Below are 17,318 nucleotides of genomic sequence, written 5' to 3' on the forward strand. Positions count from 1 at the left end.
GTCGCGGAGGCTGCCGATCGGGCGGTTGCCGATCGGGCGGTTGCTGCGTTTCGCCGTCGTCGGCGGCGTCAACACCCTCACCTTCTACGGGTGCTATCTGGCGCTGCATCCCTGGATGCCGTACTTCGCCGCCTACACGATCGCGTTCGTCTTCAGCATGGTGGGCTCGTTCTTCCTGAACACCTACTTCACCTACCGCACCCGGCCCACCTGGAAGAAGTTCCTGCTCTTCCCACTCACCCAGCTCACCAACTACGTGGTGCAGAGCGCGGGTCTGGTCGTGCTGGTCAACTGGTGCGGACTCGGCACCCGTATCGCGCCGCTGGTCGCCGCGGTGATCGCGATCCCGTTCACCTATCTGGTGTCCACCCGTATCCTCCTGCCTCGACGGGCGCGGCCCCACGGGGCGGATGCCGCTCCGGCCGGCGAGGGGGACGGCCGTACGGGTGACGAGGCTCAGCCGGTGCGGTGCGCCGGGCCGCTCTGACCCCGCGGGACCGGCTGGGCCCGCCACTCCTGGAACGCGCCGTCCGCTCCCACGCCCCGTTGCCGCACCACGTGCAGCCGTCCGTCGTTGCCGAGGACGGCCAGCACCGCACGCCCGCCGGTGTCCTGCCCCACCGCCGCCGCACCCGAATGCGGCACCCTCCCCGTCAGCCAACGCCCCGGAGTGTCCTGCCCCGCCTCGCTCAGCGCATACCGCAACAGACCCGCGCCGTCCTGCCCCGCCAGCACCACCGTCCGCGCGGGCTTGCCGACGGCCGCCAAGGCCACCCGCCCGTACCCACCCACCGGCTCATACCGCGCCGCCACCCGCCAGGACCCGGGCCGCGGCCGCCGCCCGGCCAGCACCACCTGGGCTGTGACACTCTGCCGGTACGCCACACGCACCTCCCCGCCGCCCAGCGCCACCAGACTCAACGGACCGCCCGGCTCGGGCAGACCCGTCTCCCCCGTGGGCTCCGGCATCTGCCCCGTCTTCCGCGACACCCAGTGATGCACCGCCCCATCAGCCCCCGGCGCCACCACATGCACCAGCCCCTCGGAATCCACACAGGCATCCAGCCCGTCCACCACAGCCGGCACCCGGCCCCCGCACCCCGCGACGCCGTCGGCGCCTCCAACTGCCGCCACAACGACCAGTCCCCGCCCTGGGCGCCGCTGCGGTACGCGATGCCACCACGCCAGTCACGGGCGAAAACATGCACCACGCCATCCTGACCGACCGCCGCCACCGGGAAGCCCGTCTCCAAAGACTTCGCCGGCGCGGCGTCCGGCGTGCCCAGCGACTCCCACGGGCCGAAGGCCGGCACCCCGTTGCGCGCGGTACCGCTCTGCAACGCGGTCACCAGCTCCCGGCGGTGCGCATGGTTACGGGCAGGCAGGACCGTACGGGAGGCGAAGAGCTGGAGCGCCCCACCCGGATGGCTCACCACGTGGATCTGCCCCTGGAGGAAGCCGCCGCCGAGCCGGTGCGGGCCACTGAAGGTGCCGTTGCCCGGCGCGGTCTCGGCCCAGCACACCGCACCGCCGTCCAGCACCGCGAACGCGGCCAGCCGGCCGTCCTTCAACGGCCGCAGCCAGCTGTTCGACCCGGGAGCCCGCAACCGGGTACTACGCGTCCAGTTACGCGACCACCCCTCGAACGCCGACCCGCCGACCTTACGGTCACCACACCCCGCCCGGTCCCCGCAGTCACGACCGTCCGCCCAGCCGTACACCGACAGCAACTCACCCTTACGCCGGGCAGTCGACAGATCGACATTGTTGGGCAGCACGCCCGCCTCGTACCCGATGTAGTTCTCCACGACGGTGGGACGGGTGTGCTCACGGCCCCAGTAGGCCGCCAGTGCCGCCTGCGTGAAGCAGGCCGAGCTGATGTGGTCCTGGTGGTCGTAGTACAGGAAGCCGCGCAGCTTGGGGTCGCCGGTGGGCGGGGGCTGGTGCGGGACGTGGACCGCGTTCGGGTCGAGGGTGCGCACCACAGTGGGCCGCACCCGTTCGAGCAGTGCCGTCAGTGACGCGACAACGTCCTCACGGGTGTACTGGAACGCGCGCTGCACGGGAGTGCCCTGAGACCGCAGTGTGGGCAGCACGTCGACAACACCGAGCCACAGGCCGCGCAGGCTCTGTGCGCGCGGCAGGGAGACGGACCGTGCCTCCACCAGCTCCATGAAGACCAACTGGTTCTGCGGCGCGGCCCGCAACGTCTGCATCTCCACCTGCAAGCCGGGCAGCAGGGAAATGGCCTCCACGTCCCAGGGGCTCAGCGGGTCGCCGGTGGCCATCACGGCGTGCGCGGCCCGCAGGCCGTTGGTGCGGGCGCGCGCGAACGCCGGGCGGTCGCGCGGCGGCATCCGGTCCCCGCGCCCGTGCTCGGCGGTGTTGCGGCCGTCCGACTCGCCGCCGGTCAGGCACACCGTCACCGAGCGGGCGCCGCTGCGCACCGACTGCTCCAGCGCCGGATTCATGAAGTACAACGAGTCGTCGGCATGCGCGATGACGTGCAAAAACGCCTGCTCGGCACCGTGCGCGGCGGCCTCCCGCTCCCGCGCCGGGTCGGCCACCTGCGACAGCGGCATCCCCGGCCCCGACCAGGCCCACACCCCGGCCCCGGCCACCACCGCGGCCGCGCCGCCCCCGGCAGCCTGGAGCAGCCGCCGTCGGGGCCACCGGGACGGGTGCGTCGGCACAGGTCACGACCTCCACGGCGCCCGGCAACGCCCCACTCGTCACCGCCCGGCCCACACCGGAATGAGCCACCTCGCGCACTGCACCTGTCCAGTATTCAGCCGCGCGGCGCGCACCGCTCGCCTGATTAGTCCGTGGTGGCCGGGGTGGGGGCGATCGGGGCGGCCGGGGCGGCCGGGATCGTCATGGGGAGGAGCCGAGGCAGGACCGGGCAGGACCGGGCAGGGACCGGGGCCGAGGCAGGGGCCGGGGCAGGGGTCGGGGCAGGGCCGGAGCAGGGGCAGGGGTCGGGGCCGAGGTCGGGGCCGGGCCGGAGCAGGGACCGGGGCCGAGGCAGGGCCGGGGTACCGCGTCACGCCTCCAGGGCCGACGCCACCGCGAGGGCCAGTTCGTCCAGGTAGGTCTTCGGGAGTTCGTCGCGCACGACCATCAGGCGCCAGTAGAGCGGGCCGGTCATCAGGTCGAGGGCCAGCCGCGCGTCGGCTTCCGGGCGCAGCTCGCCGCGTTCGACCGCGCGGGCCACCATCGCCGTCGCCACGCCCTGCTGACTGTCGAGCAGGGCGGTGCGCAGCGCTTCGGCGATCTCGGGGCTGCGGGCGGCCTCGGCCAGGAGATCCGGGATGATCTGCGAGGCCATCGGGTGCCGCAGCGCGCGGGCCGCGACCTCCAGCAGCATCCGCACGTCGCCGCGCAGCGACCCGGTGTCCGGCGTCGGCAGGCCCTCGGCGGCCACCGCCGAGACCACGTCCAGCACGAGGTGCAGCTTGGAGCGCCACCGCCGGTAGACAGCGGTCTTGCCGACGCCGGCCCGCCGGGCGATGCCCTCGATGGACATCCGCGCGAACCCCACCGCCGCGAGTTCCGCGAAGACCGCGGCGCGGATCGCCTCGGTCTTCTCCTCACGCAGTACGGCGGCCCCGGCCGGCGCCCGCCGCCCGCCCGATACGCCCGGTGTCCTGGTCAATTCCGTGCCGTCCTGTGCCATGCCCCGATCGTAGCGTCGCGACGGAACGGTTACGTCGCGACGGAACGGTCACGTTTCGACGGCACGAACACGTCTCGACGGGGCGGTCACGTCTCGACGAAACAGTCTCGTCGCGATGGACGGTCACGTCTCGACGGAACGGCTTCGTCACGACGCAACGGCCTCGTAACGACGGAACGGTTGCGTTTCGACGTGATGCGGTCGTACGCTCGGCACCGTCACGACGATACGGGAGCGTTCTAACGTCGATTCGACCCGACGTGCCGGAGCGCCGCCCTCACGCCCGGAGGCGACCGACCCATGCCCCAGACCCTCGCCCCGCCGGCCCGCGCCCCCGAAGCGCCGCCCGTGTCCCCGGCCGCCGTCCCGCCCGGCCCCGGCCTGCGAGCACTGGCGGAGCAGTACGGCCTGACCGTCAGCGGCGCCCGCCCGCCGCTGCGGGAGTACACCCGCCGCCTGTGGGCCCGCCGTCACTTCATCGCGTCCTTCGCCACCGCCCGGCTGGCCGCCACGTACACCACGGCCCGGCTGGGCCAGCTCTGGCAGGTGATGACGCCGCTGCTCAACGCGGGCGTCTACTACTTGATCTTCGGGATGCTGCTGCACACCAGCCACGGCATCCCGAACTTCATCCCGTTCCTGTGCACCGGGATCTTCGTGTTCACCTTCACCCAGTCCACGGTCCTGGCCGGCACCCGCGCCGTCTCCGGCAGCATCGGCCTGGTCCGCGCGCTGCACTTCCCGCGCGCCGCGCTGCCCGTCGCCCACACCCTCATCCAGCTCCAGCAGCTCATCTGTTCCATGGGTGTGCTGGCGGCCATCGTGCTGATCTGCGGCGTACCGGTGACGTGGCACTGGCTGCTGATGGTCCCGGCCCTGCTGCTCCAGTCGGTCTTCAACACCGGCCTCGCCCTGGTCATGGCCCGTATCGGCGCGAAGACCACGGACACCGCGCAGCTGATGCCGTTCGTACTGCGCACCTGGATGTACGTCTCCGGCGTCTTCTACAACCTCTCCACGTTCACCAGCAGTGCGCCCCACCTGGTCTCGGTGGTCCTGAACTGCAATCCCGCCCTGATCTACATCGACCTGATGCGGTACGCCCTGATCGACACGGTGCGCGCCCAGGACCTGCCGCCGCACGTGTGGCCGCTGGCCCTCGGCTGGGCGCTGCTGGCCGGCGTCGCCGGATACGTCTTCTTCTGGAAGGCGGAGGAGGAGTACGGCCGTGGCTGACACCACCACCATCGAAAGCACCCCCGCAGCCATCGGCGCGCCCGATCCCGCCGACGACCGCACCCCGACCGTCATCTGCGACAACGTCCACATCGTCTACAAGGTGCACGGCGGCAGCGCGGGCAAGGGCAGCGCGACGGCCGCCCTGAACCGGATCGTCCGCCGCCGGCCGAGCGCCGCCGTCCGGGAGGTGCACGCCGTCAAGGGCGTCACCTTCGTCGCCCACAAGGGTGAGGCGATCGGTCTGATCGGTTCCAACGGCTCGGGGAAGTCCACGCTGCTGCGGGCCGTCGCCGGGCTTCTGCCGCCCGCCGCCGGCCGCGTCTACACCCACGGCCAGCCGTCACTCCTGGGGGTGAACGCGGCCCTGATGAACGACCTCACCGGCGAGCGCAACGTCGTCCTCGGCGGGCTCGCCATGGGCATGTCCCGCGCGGAGATCCGCGACCGCTACCCGGGCATCGTCGACTTCTCCGGCATCAACGAGAAGGGCGACTTCGTCTCGCTGCCGATGCGCACGTACTCCTCCGGCATGGCGGCCCGGCTGCGCTTCTCCATCGCCGCTGCCAAGAGCCACGACGTCCTGATGATCGACGAAGCGCTGGCCACCGGCGACCGCGCCTTCCAGAAGCGCTCCGAGGCCCGTATCCGCGAACTCCGCGAAGAGGCGGGCACGGTCTTCCTGGTCAGCCACAACAACAAGGCCATCCGCGACACCTGCGACCGGGTGCTGTGGCTGGAGAAGGGCGAACTGGTGATGGACGGCCCTACGGAGGAGGTCGTGGCGGCGTACGAGCGGAGCGCCGGGTAGGGCACCGGTCAAGGCGGCAGGCAGGACGGCCGGCAGGACGGCCGGCAAACGGCAGGCGAGGCGCCCGGAACGACGGCGGCGCGGCCCGGCAGTACCGGGCCGCGCCGCCGTCACGACGTGGTGCGCGTCAGCTGTGCGTACGCAGCAGCGTCCGCATCGTCCGCATCGCGACCGAGAGGTTCGCCAGGTCGAAGCCCTCCGACCCGTGGATCTCCTCCAGCGTGGTCCGCGCGCGTCCGAGGATCGCCGCGTTCTTCTCCTCCCACGCCTTGAACCGCTCCTCCGGCGTCGCGGAGTCGCTGCCCACCGACAGCACGTCGCCGGTCAGCGCCGCGTGCGCGGCGAACAGGTCCTCGCGGATGGAGGCCCGGGCCATCGACTGCCACCGGTCGTTGCGCGGCAGTTCCAGGATGCGGTCCAGGAGCTGGTTGATCCGCAGCCGGTCGCCCAGGTCGTAGTAGACCTCGGCGACGTCCAGCGGCTCCTTGCCGGTGCGGTCCGCGATGGCCACGATGTCCAGCGCGGGGAAGACGGAGGAGAACCCGGCCACCCGGCCGGCCAGCTCCGCCGGGACTCCGGCCTCGGCCAGCTCGTCCAGAATGCGCTGGTGCCATTCCAGGTCGCTGCCGCACAGCAGCTTGGGCAGTTCGGCCCAGACCCCGGCGACCCGGTCCGCGAAGAAGTCGATGGTCTCGGAGAGTTCCAGCGGCTGCGGACGGTTGTTGAGGAGCCAGCGGGTGCCGCGCTCCACCAGGCGCCGGGAGTGCAGACGGATACGGGTCTGCACGTCGGCGGTGACGGTGTTGTCGAGGGCCTCGACGGCGTCCCAGACCGAGCCGAGCCCGAAGATCGCGCGGGCCGCGGTGTGCGCCCGTACGACCTCTTCGAGGGCCGCGCCGGTCTCCTCCCGCATCCGGTGCAGGAAGCTCGTACCGCCGGAGTTGACGGTGTCGTTGACCATCACGGTCGTGACGATCTCGCGGCGCAGCGCGTGCGCGTCGATCTGCTCGGCGAACCTCTCCCGCAGCGCGCTGGGGAAGTACGCGTGCAGCAGGTGCTGGAAGTGCGGGTCGTCCGGCAGCCCGGTCTGGATCAGCGCGTCGGCGACCGTGATCTTCGTGTAGGCGAGGAGCACGGCGGTCTCGGGCTGGGTCAGGCCGCGGCCGGCGTTCAGCCGTTCCTTGATCTGCCGGTCGCTGGGCATGAACTCCAGCCCCCGGTCCAGGTCCCCGTCGCGCTCCAGGCGGCGGATGAAGCGCTGCTGGGCGGGGAGCATGCTCGCGCACTGCGCCTGGGCCAGCGAGAGCGCGGTGTTCTGCGCGTAGTTGTTGCGCAGCACCAGCGCGCCGACCTCGTCGGTCATCGCGGCCAGCAGCTTGTTGCGCTGCTTGACCGTCATGTCGCCGTCGGCGACGACCGAGTTGAGCAGGATCTTGATGTTCACCTCGTGGTCGGAGGTGTCCACACCGGCACTGTTGTCGATCGCATCGGTATTGATCTTGCCGCCGTTCTGGGCGAACTCGATCCGGCCGAGCTGGGTCAGCCCCAGGTTGCCGCCCTCGCCGACGACCTTGACCCGCAGGTCCTCGCCGTTGACGCGGATCGCGTCGTTGGACTTGTCGCCCACGTCCGCGTTCGACTCGGCCGCCGCCTTCACGTACGTACCGATGCCGCCGTTCCACAGCAGGTCCACCGGCGCGCCGAGGATCGCCCGCATCAGATCGGCCGGCGTCATCTTCTTGACGCCCGCCTCGATGCCGAGGGCGGCCCGCACCTGCGCGTTGACCGGGATGGACTTGGCGGTACGGGGGTGGATGCCGCCGCCCTGCGACAGCAGCTCGGTGTCGTAGTCCGCCCACGAGGAGCGCGGCAGCTCGAACAGGCGGCGGCGCTCGGCGTACGAGGTGGCCGCGTCCGGGTTCGGGTCGAGGAAGATGTGCCGGTGGTCGAAGGCGGCGACCAGCCGGATGTGCTCGCTGAGCAGCATGCCGTTGCCGAACACGTCACCGGACATGTCGCCGACGCCGACGACGGTGAAGTCCTCGCTCTGGGTGTCGACACCCAGCTCGCGGAAGTGCCGCTTGACCGACTCCCAGGCGCCGCGGGCGGTGATGCCCATGCCCTTGTGGTCGTATCCGGCGCTGCCGCCGGACGCGAACGCGTCACCGAGCCAGAAGCCGTACGACTCGGCGACCTCGTTGGCGATGTCGGAGAAGGTCGCGGTGCCCTTGTCGGCCGCGACGACGAGGTACGTGTCGTCCTCGTCGTGCCGGACGACGTCCGCGGGGTGCACGACCTCGCCGCCGACCAGGTTGTCGGTGATGTCCAGCAGACCCGAGATGAACGTCTTGTAGCAGGCGATGCCCTCCGCCAGCCACGCGTCACGGTCCGCCGACGGGTCCGGCAGCCGCTTGCCGACGAAGCCGCCCTTGGCGCCGACCGGCACGATGACGGTGTTCTTCACCATCTGCGCCTTGACCAGGCCGAGCACCTCCGTACGGAAGTCCTCACGCCGGTCCGACCAGCGCAGACCACCGCGCGCCACCTTGCCGAAGCGCAGGTGGACACCCTCGACGCGCGGCGAGTACACCCAGATCTCGTACGCCGGGCGCGGCGCCGGCAGGTCCGGGATGGCCTGCGGGTCGAGCTTCATCGACAGGTAGGAGTGCGACTGCCCGTCGCTGTTCTTCTGGTAGTGGTTGGTGCGCAGCGTCGCCTTGATGACGGTCAGGAACGACCGCAGGATGCGGTCCTCGTCCAGGCTCGCGACCTGGTCCAGCGCGCCGTCCAGCTCCTCCAGCAGCCCGTCGGTCAGCTCGGTGCCGGCGCGCTGCCGCTCCGGCGACATCCGCGCCTCGAAGAGGCTGACCAGCAGCCGGGTGGTGTGGACGTTGTTGGAGAGGGTGTCCTCCATGTACGTCTGGCTGAACGTCGAGCCGGCCTGCCGCAGGTACTTGGCGTACGCCCGCAGCACCATCGCCTGGCGCCAGTTCAGACCGGCCCGCAGCACCAGCTTGTTGAAGTTGTCGCTCTCCGCGCGGCCGGTCCACACCGCCGTGAAGGCGTCCTGGAACCGCTCGCGCGCGTCGTCACCGTTCATCCGTTCGGGGATGCGCAGCCCGAAGTCGTAGATCCAGGCGGTGGTGCCGTCGGTGCAGCGCAGCTCGTGCGGCCGCTCGTCGACGACCTCGACGCCGAGACGGTTCAGCACCGGCAGGACCTTGGACAGGGAGACCGGCTCACCCGTGCGGTAGAGCTTGAAGCGGCGCTCGTCGGGGCCCGCGCCGACCGGCTCGTACAGGCTGACCTCGAAGTCATTGCCGCCCTTCGCCGTCAGCTGCTCCAGGTGCTGGAGGTCGGCGACCGCGCTGCGCGGCGGGTTGTCGGCCTTGTACCCCTCGGGGAAGGCGTGGTTGTAGCGGCGCAGCAGCTCGGCCGCGCGCTCCTCGCCCACCTCGGCGGTCAGCGCCTCGGCGAAACCGTCGGCCCACGAGCGGGCGGCCTCGACCAGGCGTGCCTCGATGCGCTCGGCGTCCGCGTCGGTGAGGTTCGGCAGCGTCGCGCCGGGCTCGACCCGGACCACGAAGTGCAGCCGGGACAGGATCGACTCGGTGTTCCAGGCGGTGAAGTCGACGCTGGTGCCGCCCAGTTCCTCCTTGAGGATGTCGATCAGGCGCAGCCGTACGCCGGTGGTGTAGCGGTCGCGGGGCAGGTAGACCAGCGCCGAGAAGTAGCGCCCGTACTCGTCCTGGCGCAGGTACAGCCGCAGCCGGCGGCGCTCCTGGAGGTACAGCACACTGGTGACGATGGACTGGAGCTGGTCCACGCGCGTCTGGAACAGCTCGTCGCGCGGGTAGGTCTCCAGGATCTGGAGCAGGTCGCGGCCGTCGTGGCTGTTGGCGGTGAAGCCCGCGGCGTCCAGCACCTCGGCGACCTTGCGGCGGATGACCGGCACCCGGCGTACGGACTCGGTGTACGCGGCCGAGGAGAACAGGCCGAGGAAGCGGCGCTCGCCGACGACGTTGCCCTGGGCGTCGAACTTCTTGACGCCCACGTAGTCGAGGTACGAGGGGCGGTGCACGGTGGAGCGGCTGTTGGCCTTGGTCAGGATCAGCAGCCGGTGCTCGCGGGCCTTCGCGCGCGCGTCCTTGGGGAGCCGGTTGAACGACGGGGAGACGGGGTGGCCGTCGTCGCCGTCGCTGTGCGCCGGGTCGGAGCGCAGGATGCCGAGGCCGGTGCCGGCCACGGCGCTCAGCACGTCCTCCTCGGCGCCGGACTCGCCGGGCACCGAGGTCAGCTCGTACTCGCGGAAGCCGAGGAAGGTGAAGTGGTCGGCGGCCAGCCAGCGCAGCAGCTCGCGGGCCTCGTCGACCTCCTGGTCGCGCAGGTCGTCGGCGGTCGGCTCGGTGGGCAGCTCGTCGGCGATGCGCAGCGCGGCGTCGCGCATCTTCTCCCAGTCCTCGACGGCCTCCCGCACGTCCGACAGCACCCGCAGCAGGTCGGCGGTGATCTGCTTGAGGTCGGCGCGGTCGGTCTCCCGGTCGATCTCGACGTGGATCCATGATTCGACCAGCGCGTCGTGCGGCAGGTCCCGGCCCTTGCCGTTGCCCGCCTTGTCCTTGCCGGTCCGGCCGTGCGCGTCGCACGTGTTGTCGAGGACCTCGATCAGCTTGCCGGTCACGTCGCGGCGGACGATCACCTGCGGGTGGATCACCACATGGATGCCGCGGCCCTGACGCGACAGCTCGTTGGTGACCGAGTCGACCAGGAAGGGCATGTCGTCGGTGACGACCTCGACGACGGAGTGGCTGCACGTCCAGCCGTTCTCCTCGACCGTCGGGGTGTGCACCCGGACGTTCGCGGTGCCCTGCGGCCGGGTCTCGGCCAGCCGGTAGTGGGAGAGCGCGGCGCCGAAGACGTCGACCGGGTCGCGGCCGGTCAGGTCCTCCGGCGCGGTGTGCAGGTAGTAGCGCTGGAGGTATCCCAGGAGGGTGTCCGGGTCGAGACCCTGCACCGGTGCCTGTCCCCCGGCCGGGCTGCTTTCAGCGACCCGGGCCGCCCGCGCGAGCAGCTCGGTCTTGGCTTCGTCCAGCTTGGTCTGCATGTCCTCTGGCTCCTGTCGCGCGCCGTTGCGTGACGTTGTGGATGAACTCCGTGGAAGCTGCACGACGCCGGGCCGGCCGGTGAGGGTTCCACCGCCGCAACGCGGGGAAGTGTCCGGTCGGAGACGACGCCGTGCCGCGATGAGCGATGGCCGGACCGCTCGGCACCGACCCGGTCGGGGTCGGTTTCCGGTCCTGATCGCAACGGTCAGCGGCCGCCCGGTCACTGTGCTGTCCCGGGCGCACGACGAGGGCCTCGATGCCCCCGCGGGTTATCGCGCTGATCACGATGCAAGGCTATCGCTCCCGGCCGGGGTGCCGTCATGGTCCAGCTGTGTACAAAACCACTAGCCGAAATTTGACGATCCGGACAGCGACGGGATCGCGCGCCGCACCCCTGGAATCCCACGGTATCCCGCGGGGGCTTGGCAAGGACGGCGATCCGGAGGACGTTGAGCGGGGCACCGAGGAACGGATTCCGGGCCCGCGGATGTGACGAACGGCACGTCCGCGCGCGGTGCGCGACCCGAGCGGAGGTGGACGGCATGACCGCCAAGATCCTGATCGTGACCGGCGACGCGGCGGAGTCCCTGGAGGTCCTCTACCCCTACCAGCGGCTGCGCGAGGAGGGCTACGACGTGCACGTCGCCGCCCCCGCCCGCAAGACACTGCGCCTGGTCGTGCACGACTTCGAACCGGGCTTTGACACCTACACCGAGAAACCCGGCTACACCTGGCCCGCCGACCTGGCCTTCTCCGAGGTGGACCCCGGGCAGTACGCCGCGCTCGTGGTGCCCGGCGGGCGGGCGCCCGAATATCTGCGCAACGACCCCGAGCTGCGCAAACTCGTCAAGTCCTTCTTCGACGCGGACAAGCCCGTCGCCCAGATCTGCCACGGCCCGCTGCTGACCGCCGCGATCGGCGGCCTCAACGGGCGCCGGGTCACCGCCTACCCCGCCCTCGAAATGGACATGCAGGCCGCCGGCGCCGCCTTCCGGGACGCCGAGGTCGTCGTCGACGGCACCCTGGTCTCCTCCCGCGCCTGGCCGGACCACTCCGGATGGATGCGCGAGTTCATCGCGGTGCTGCGGGCCAAGGCGCCGGTGAGCTGAGCTCCGGCGGGCGGCGTCCGGCCGGGGCTCCCGGTCCGGGGCTTCCGGTCCGGGGCTCCGGTCCGGGGCTCCGGTCCGGGGCGACTGCCTCCGTCACGCGGCGGTCCCCTCCGCGAGCCCCACAGCCTTCCGTTACGCGGCGATCTCCTCCGCGAGCTCCACGGCCTCCGCCAGGGTGTCCACCACCGGCACTCCCGCGGCCGCCAGGCTGGCACGGCTGTGCGAGCCGCCGGTGTAGAGCACGGCGTGGGCGCCCGCGTGCCGCGCGGCCACCGCGTCGTCGAGCGCGTCACCGATCACGACCGTACGGCCCGGGTCTATTCGTCCCGCCGCGCCACCGTGTCCCGCCGCGCCACCGGGCCCCGCCGCGCCGTCCCCGCGAGGCCCGGCGGCCAGGGCCGCGAGGTGGCGCACCATGTGCTCGCTCTTGCTCCCGCCGGAAGGCCCCGTACGGCCGTCCACCCGCACGAAACGCGCCTCAATGCCGAAGCCCCGCACCAGTGGCGTCAGCTCGTCATGCCCGTACAGGCTCAGGATCGACTGGCTGCGGCCCGCCAGCTGCCAGCTCTCCAGCAGCCGCTCGGCGCCCTCCGCGAGGCCGCACGCGGGCCGGTGGACGGCGTAGTGCCGGTGGAACGCCTCGTCCATGACCAGCCACTCCGCGTCCGTCGGCAGCCGCCCCAGCAGCCGCTCGTAGAACCGCGGGATCGGGACGCAGTACAGCTCGCGGTAGCGCTCCAGGGTTATCGGCGGCAGCCCCAGCTCGGCGAAGGCGGCGTTGGTCGCGCCCATCACCGCTTCGGTGTCGTGAAAGAGCGTGCCGTTCCAGTCCCAGACGATGTGCGTCGCGTGCGTCCCCATGCCAAGACGGTACCCATGACCACTGACAGCGCAGTCACGGACGGCAGCGGAACGGGCGCACGCGGGGCGCGGCGCGGGCCGTCAGGCGCTCAGCCCCGCCCGGCGCCCGGCACTCAGCGCCCGGCGATCAGGTTCGGGATCTCCTGCACGCCGAACCACATCAGCTCGTGGTCCTCGGCGCCGTCCACCGTGAACCGCGCGTCCTCGTCGCCGAGGTCGGCGGCGCCCAGCGCGCCGGCGGCCGCCGTGACGTCCTGCACCGCGTCGTCGGAGTCCACGTGCACCGCCGCGGCCTTGGCCATCGGCACCGGCCCGGCGATGCGGACCTCGCCCAGCGCCGCCTGGTCCAGGCCCCGGTCGGGGTCGGCGACGGCCGCTCCGTCCGGCACGTCCACGGCCACCACGACCCGGCGCCGCGGGGCGTCCGGGTCGGCCGCGAGCCGGCGCAGCGAGCCCTGCGCGGCCCGGTTGAGCGCCGCGTACTCCAGTTCCTCGATGTCGTCGGAGACGTACCACTCGCGCAGCGCGGGCGTGACGGCGTAGGCGTCCAGCGGGCCGGGGCCCAACTCCCCGGCCTCGTGCGCCGCCGCGAGTCCGGGCAGGGTCAGGGGGACATACACGCGCATGGCTGCCGCTTCCGCTCACATCGCTGGGTCTGGAAAATCTGTCCGGCCAGCATACGGGCGCGGGGTACGGCGTGAGATACGGGCCGGAGTCCCCCTTCGTGCTCCCGCTCCGCCGTCCCGGCACGGCCATCGGCGGGCCAGGCGCCGCCTCGTGCCCGCACATCCCCCCGCTCTCCCCCTGATGGGTGAATCTCCGGCCGCCCGCCCGGCCCGGCCGGCGGCCCTTGCTGCCGCCGGTTCCCCGCCGGTAGAAGAACCCCACCGAAGCTACTGCCGGGTATCCACCGGACCGGCCGAACGGGGGCCCTCATGCTCACCACCCACACCGACGCCCTCCCACCCGCCCGCACCCGCTCCCCCGGGATTCCGCCCGCCGCGGGACCGGGCCGCCCCCGCACCGGCCCGCCCGGCCGCCGTGACACCCGGCGCCCTGGCGGGCCCCGTACGGCTCCCGCCCAGGCCGCCCAGGCCGCCCGGCGCCGCCCGGCCCGCCCTCAGCCGCACAACTGGTTCGCCGAGCAGTTGCTCCTGACCCTGAGTGGCCGGCGCCCCGTGCACGCCCTCCTGGGGCACGCACTGCCCGCCGCGTACGACCGCCTCGTGGAACTCGCCCCGCAGACGCCCCTGAGGCCCACAGGCACCCCGGCGAACCGCCGCGCACCGGCCCCGTCGGTGCTCCACTGCGGCCTGTGCCGGCCGCGCCCTGGCGTCATCGAGGCGTTCGCCCGGATCGCCTCCGGCGAGCGGCTGCGCGCCCTCGCCTTCCGCCTGGAGCTGGGCAGCGATGCCCGGTGGCGCTGCGCCGCCGTCGACATCGGCCCGTCCGACCGGGTGTGGTGACCCGGACGGCGCGCGGTCCCACACGTACGAAAAGAGCCGGGGCACCGCAGCTGCGCGCTGCGGTGCCCCGGCCTCGCACCCACCGCCGGGCGGCGGGTGTCACGTCTCGCCGTACGTCACTTCTTGCGGCGGCGCCCGCCGCTCTTCTGGGCCTTGCGGCGCTCCGCGCGCGTCAGGCCGTCCGACTCCGAACGGGCCGGAGCCGCGTCCTCGCTGGTGAAGTCACCCTCGACGACACCGCCCTCGCCGTCCACGGTCGGCGCGGAGAAGTGCAGCCGGTCCGGACGCTGCGGCGCCTCCAGGCCCTTCGCGTGGATCTCCGGCCGCCCGGCGCCGGCCCCGGCGGGCACGGCGTCCTGGTCGTCCTTGGCCGGCGAGGTCTTCTCCTCGGCGTCGGCCACCGGGACCTCCTCGACCTGCTGCTCGACCTGGACCTCCAGGTTGAACAGGTAGCCGACGGACTCCTCCTTGATGCCCTCCATCATGGCGGTGAACATGTCGAAGCCCTCGCGCTGGTACTCGACCAGCGGGTCCTTCTGGGCCATCGCGCGAAGGCCGATGCCCTCCTGGAGGTAGTCCATCTCGTAGAGGTGCTCGCGCCACTTGCGGTCCAGGACGGACAGCACCACGCGGCGCTCCAGCTCGCGCATGATGTCGGAGCCGAGCTGCTCCTCACGGGCCGCGTACTGCTGGTGGATGTCCTCCTTGACGGCCTCCGCGATGAAGTCGGAGGTGATGCCGGCGCGGTCGCCGGCCTCCTCCTCCAGCTCCGCGACCGTCACCTTGACCGGGTAGAGCTGCTTGAACGCGCCCCACAGGCGGTCCAGGTCCCACTCCTCCGCGAAGCCCTCGACCGTCTCCGCCTGGATGTAGGCGTCGATGGTGTCGTCCATGAAGTGCTTGACCTGATCCTGGAGGTCCTCGCCCTCCAGGACGCGGCGGCGCTCGCCGTAGATGACCTCGCGCTGCCGGTTGAGGACCTCGTCGTACTTCAGGACGTTCTTACGGGTCTCGAAGTTCTGCTGCTCGACCTGCGACTGCGCGGACGCGATGGCGCGCGTCACCATCTTGTTCTCGATCGGCACGTCGTCGGGGACGTTGGCCATCGCCATGACCCGCTCGACCATCTGGGCCTTGAACAGGCGCATCAGGTCGTCGCCGAGGGAGAGGTAGAAGCGCGACTCGCCCGGGTCGCCCTGCCGGCCGGAGCGGCCGCGCAGCTGGTTGTCGATCCGGCGCGACTCGTGCCGCTCGGTGCCCAGGACGTACAGCCCGCCGAGGCTCTTGACCTCTTCGAACTCCGCCTCGACCGCGGCCTCGGCCTTCTCCAGGGCGGCGGGCAGCGCGGCCGCCCACTCCTCGACGTGCTCGACCGGGTCGAGGCCCTGGCTGCGCAGCTCGGTCTCGGCGAGGTCGTCCGGGTTGCCGCCCAGCTTGATGTCCGTACCGCGGCCGGCCATGTTCGTGGCGACCGTGACGGCGCCCTTGCGGCCGGCCTGGGCGACGATCGACGCCTCCCGGTCGTGCTGCTTGGCGTTGAGCACCTCGTGGCGCACACCGCGCTTGTTCAGCTGCTGGGAGAGGTACTCGGACTTCTCCACGGAGGTCGTGCCGACCAGGATCGGCTGGCCCTTCTCGTGCTTCTCGACGATGTCCTCGACGACCGCCGCGAACTTGGCGACCTCGGTGCGGTAGATCAGGTCAGCCTGGTCCTTGCGGACCATCGGACGGTTCGTCGGGATCGGGACGACGCCCAGCTTGTAGATCTGGTGGAACTCGGCGGCCTCGGTCATGGCCGTACCGGTCATGCCGGAGAGCTTGCTGTAGAGGCGGAAGAAGTTCTGCAGGGTGATGGTGGCGAGCGTCTGGTTCTCGTCCTTGATCTCCACCCCTTCCTTCGCCTCGATGGCCTGGTGCATGCCCTCGTTGTAGCGGCGGCCGGCGAGGATACGGCCGGTGTGCTCGTCGACGATCATGACCTCGCCGTCGATGACGACGTAGTCCTTGTCGAGCTTGAACAGCTCCTTGGCCTTGATCGCGTTGTTGAGGTACCCGACCAGCGGCGTGTTGACCGACTCGTAGAGGTTGTCGATGCCGAGCCAGTCCTCGACCTTGCTGACGCCCGACTCGTGGATGCCGACCGTGCGCTTCTTCTCGTCGATGTCGTAGTCGCCGGTCTCCTCGATGCCGCGCTGCGGGTTGGCGGGCTCGCCCTTCTTCAGGCGCTTGACCAACTTCGCGAAGTCGCCGTACCACTTGGTGGCCGAGTCCGCCGGGCCCGAGATGATCAGCGGCGTACGGGCCTCGTCGACCAGGATCGAGTCGACCTCGTCGACGATGGCGAAGTTGTGGCCGCGCTGGACCAGCTCGTCCTTCGACCAGGCCATGTTGTCGCGCAGATAGTCGAAACCGAACTCATTGTTCGTTCCGTACGTGATGTCCCGGTTGTACTGTTCGCGCCGTTCGGCGGGCGTCATGTTGGCCAGAATGCAACCGACCGAGAGCCCGAGGAACTTGTGGACCCGGCCCATCATCTCGGAGTCGCGCTCGGCCAGGTAGTCGTTGACCGTGATCAGGTGGACGCCCTCGCCGGACAGCGCGTTCAGATACGCGGGGAGGGTGCCGACCAGGGTCTTGCCCTCACCGGTCTTCATCTCGGCGACGTACCCCATGTGGAGGGCCGCGCCGCCCATCAGCTGGACGTCGTAGGGGCGCTGGCCGAGCACCCGCTTGGCGGCCTCACGGACCGTCGCGAACGCCTCGGGCAGCAGGTCGTCCAGGGTTTCGCCGTCCGCGAACCGCTGCTTGTACTCGTCGGTGAGCGCCCGCAGCTCGGCGTCGGAGAGGGCCGCGAAGTCCTCCTCGATGGAGTTGACCTGGCCCGCGATGCGGTGCAGTTTGCGCAGGATCTTTCCTTCGCCTGCACGCATGAGCTTGTTGAAGACGGACACTTGGGCTGGTCTCCTTGCCGGTCGGGCCTGGCGCTGGGGGTACCCCCGCCGCAGGCAGGGGAGGGTGCGCGGGCGCGGCATTTTTCCAAGGGGCAGGCCCCGC

Annotated in this window: 12 protein-coding genes; 5 read left to right on the plus strand and 7 right to left on the minus strand. The window is 71.4% G+C overall.

Annotated features, from left to right (window positions below):
- Window positions 1-40: 40 nt before the first annotated feature.
- Complete coding sequence (locus ACEXOX_RS19725) at window positions 41-487, plus strand: GtrA family protein (protein WP_406522192.1); 447 nt, start codon at window positions 41-43, stop codon at window positions 485-487.
- Here ACEXOX_RS19725 and ACEXOX_RS19730 read toward each other — a convergent pair.
- The 3 genes from ACEXOX_RS19730 to ACEXOX_RS19740 form a co-directional block, all read right to left on the minus strand.
- Window positions 457-969, minus strand: a complete 513-nt coding sequence (locus tag ACEXOX_RS19730; RefSeq protein ID WP_406522193.1) for a hypothetical protein — start codon at window positions 967-969, stop codon at window positions 457-459. The two genes, ACEXOX_RS19725 and ACEXOX_RS19730, sit on opposite strands and share 31 nt — an antisense overlap.
- Entirely contained in the window at window positions 918-2,693 is a 1,776-nt protein-coding gene (locus ACEXOX_RS19735) for a PIG-L family deacetylase (protein WP_406522195.1), read from the minus strand. The genes ACEXOX_RS19730 and ACEXOX_RS19735 overlap by 52 nt, the downstream gene beginning before the upstream one ends.
- A gap of 350 nt (window positions 2,694-3,043) precedes the next feature.
- Complete coding sequence (locus tag ACEXOX_RS19740; protein ID WP_406522197.1) at window positions 3,044-3,676, minus strand: TetR/AcrR family transcriptional regulator; 633 nt, start codon at window positions 3,674-3,676, stop codon at window positions 3,044-3,046.
- A gap of 300 nt (window positions 3,677-3,976) precedes the next feature.
- On the opposite strand from ACEXOX_RS19740, the gene ACEXOX_RS19745 reads away from it, so the two are divergent.
- Window positions 3,977-4,912 carry an ABC transporter permease gene (locus tag ACEXOX_RS19745; protein ID WP_406522198.1) on the plus strand — a complete coding sequence of 312 codons (936 nt, stop codon included), beginning with the start codon at window positions 3,977-3,979 and terminating at the stop codon, window positions 4,910-4,912.
- Window positions 4,905-5,723, plus strand: a complete 819-nt coding sequence (locus ACEXOX_RS19750; protein ID WP_406522200.1) for an ABC transporter ATP-binding protein — start codon at window positions 4,905-4,907, stop codon at window positions 5,721-5,723. The genes ACEXOX_RS19745 and ACEXOX_RS19750 overlap by 8 nt, the downstream gene beginning before the upstream one ends.
- A 127-nt stretch (window positions 5,724-5,850) precedes the next feature.
- Here the strand turns inward: ACEXOX_RS19750 and ACEXOX_RS19755 are convergent, their stop codons facing one another.
- On the minus strand, window positions 5,851-10,827 hold the full coding sequence (locus ACEXOX_RS19755) for an NAD-glutamate dehydrogenase (RefSeq protein ID WP_406522202.1): 4,977 nt from the start codon (window positions 10,825-10,827) through the stop codon (window positions 5,851-5,853).
- A gap of 543 nt (window positions 10,828-11,370) precedes the next feature.
- Here ACEXOX_RS19755 and ACEXOX_RS19760 point away from each other — a divergent pair.
- On the plus strand, window positions 11,371-11,937 hold the full coding sequence (locus ACEXOX_RS19760) for a DJ-1/PfpI family protein (protein ID WP_030017890.1): 567 nt from the start codon (window positions 11,371-11,373) through the stop codon (window positions 11,935-11,937).
- A 132-nt stretch (window positions 11,938-12,069) separates the two neighbouring features.
- Here the strand turns inward: ACEXOX_RS19760 and ACEXOX_RS19765 are convergent, their stop codons facing one another.
- Together ACEXOX_RS19765 and ACEXOX_RS19770 are read right to left on the minus strand one after the other, a co-directional pair.
- A complete protein-coding gene (locus ACEXOX_RS19765; protein ID WP_406522204.1) occupies window positions 12,070-12,798 on the minus strand; it encodes an HAD family hydrolase in 729 nt (242 codons plus the stop codon).
- A 113-nt stretch (window positions 12,799-12,911) separates the two neighbouring features.
- Window positions 12,912-13,424 carry a DUF6912 family protein gene (locus ACEXOX_RS19770; RefSeq protein ID WP_406522206.1) on the minus strand — a complete coding sequence of 171 codons (513 nt, stop codon included), beginning with the start codon at window positions 13,422-13,424 and terminating at the stop codon, window positions 12,912-12,914.
- 309 nt (window positions 13,425-13,733) lie between these two features.
- On the opposite strand from ACEXOX_RS19770, the gene ACEXOX_RS19775 reads away from it, so the two are divergent.
- Window positions 13,734-14,264, plus strand: a complete 531-nt coding sequence (locus ACEXOX_RS19775; protein ID WP_406522208.1) for an Rv3235 family protein — start codon at window positions 13,734-13,736, stop codon at window positions 14,262-14,264.
- Window positions 14,265-14,380: 116 nt separating this feature from the next.
- On the opposite strand, the gene secA is transcribed toward ACEXOX_RS19775, so the two are convergent.
- Window positions 14,381-17,215: a preprotein translocase subunit SecA gene (gene secA, locus ACEXOX_RS19780; RefSeq protein WP_406522209.1), complete on the minus strand. Its 2,835-nt coding sequence runs from the start codon at window positions 17,213-17,215 to the stop codon at window positions 14,381-14,383.
- Between the last annotated feature and the right edge of the window lie 103 nt (window positions 17,216-17,318).

Origin of the sequence: Streptomyces sp. Ac-502 (genome assembly GCF_045222935.1) — a bacterium.
Taxonomy (GTDB): domain Bacteria; phylum Actinomycetota; class Actinomycetes; order Streptomycetales; family Streptomycetaceae; genus Streptomyces; species Streptomyces monomycini.

What these genes read in the sequence shown, in the direction of transcription:
- ACEXOX_RS19730 (WP_406522193.1), bottom strand. Translation starts at nt 969, where the DNA reads ATGCCGGAGCCCACGGGGGAGACGGGTCTGCCCGAGCCGGGCGGTCCG.
- ACEXOX_RS19740 (WP_406522197.1), bottom strand. Translation starts at nt 3,676, where the DNA reads ATGGCACAGGACGGCACGGAATTGACCAGGACACCGGGCGTATCGGGC.
- ACEXOX_RS19745 (WP_406522198.1), top strand. Translation starts at nt 3,977, where the DNA reads ATGCCCCAGACCCTCGCCCCGCCGGCCCGCGCCCCCGAAGCGCCGCCC.
- ACEXOX_RS19755 (WP_406522202.1), bottom strand. Translation starts at nt 10,827, where the DNA reads ATGCAGACCAAGCTGGACGAAGCCAAGACCGAGCTGCTCGCGCGGGCG.
- ACEXOX_RS19760 (WP_030017890.1), top strand. Translation starts at nt 11,371, where the DNA reads ATGACCGCCAAGATCCTGATCGTGACCGGCGACGCGGCGGAGTCCCTG.
- ACEXOX_RS19765 (WP_406522204.1), bottom strand. Translation starts at nt 12,798, where the DNA reads ATGGGGACGCACGCGACGCACATCGTCTGGGACTGGAACGGCACGCTC.
- ACEXOX_RS19770 (WP_406522206.1), bottom strand. Translation starts at nt 13,424, where the DNA reads ATGCGCGTGTATGTCCCCCTGACCCTGCCCGGACTCGCGGCGGCGCAC.
- ACEXOX_RS19775 (WP_406522208.1), top strand. Translation starts at nt 13,734, where the DNA reads ATGCTCACCACCCACACCGACGCCCTCCCACCCGCCCGCACCCGCTCC.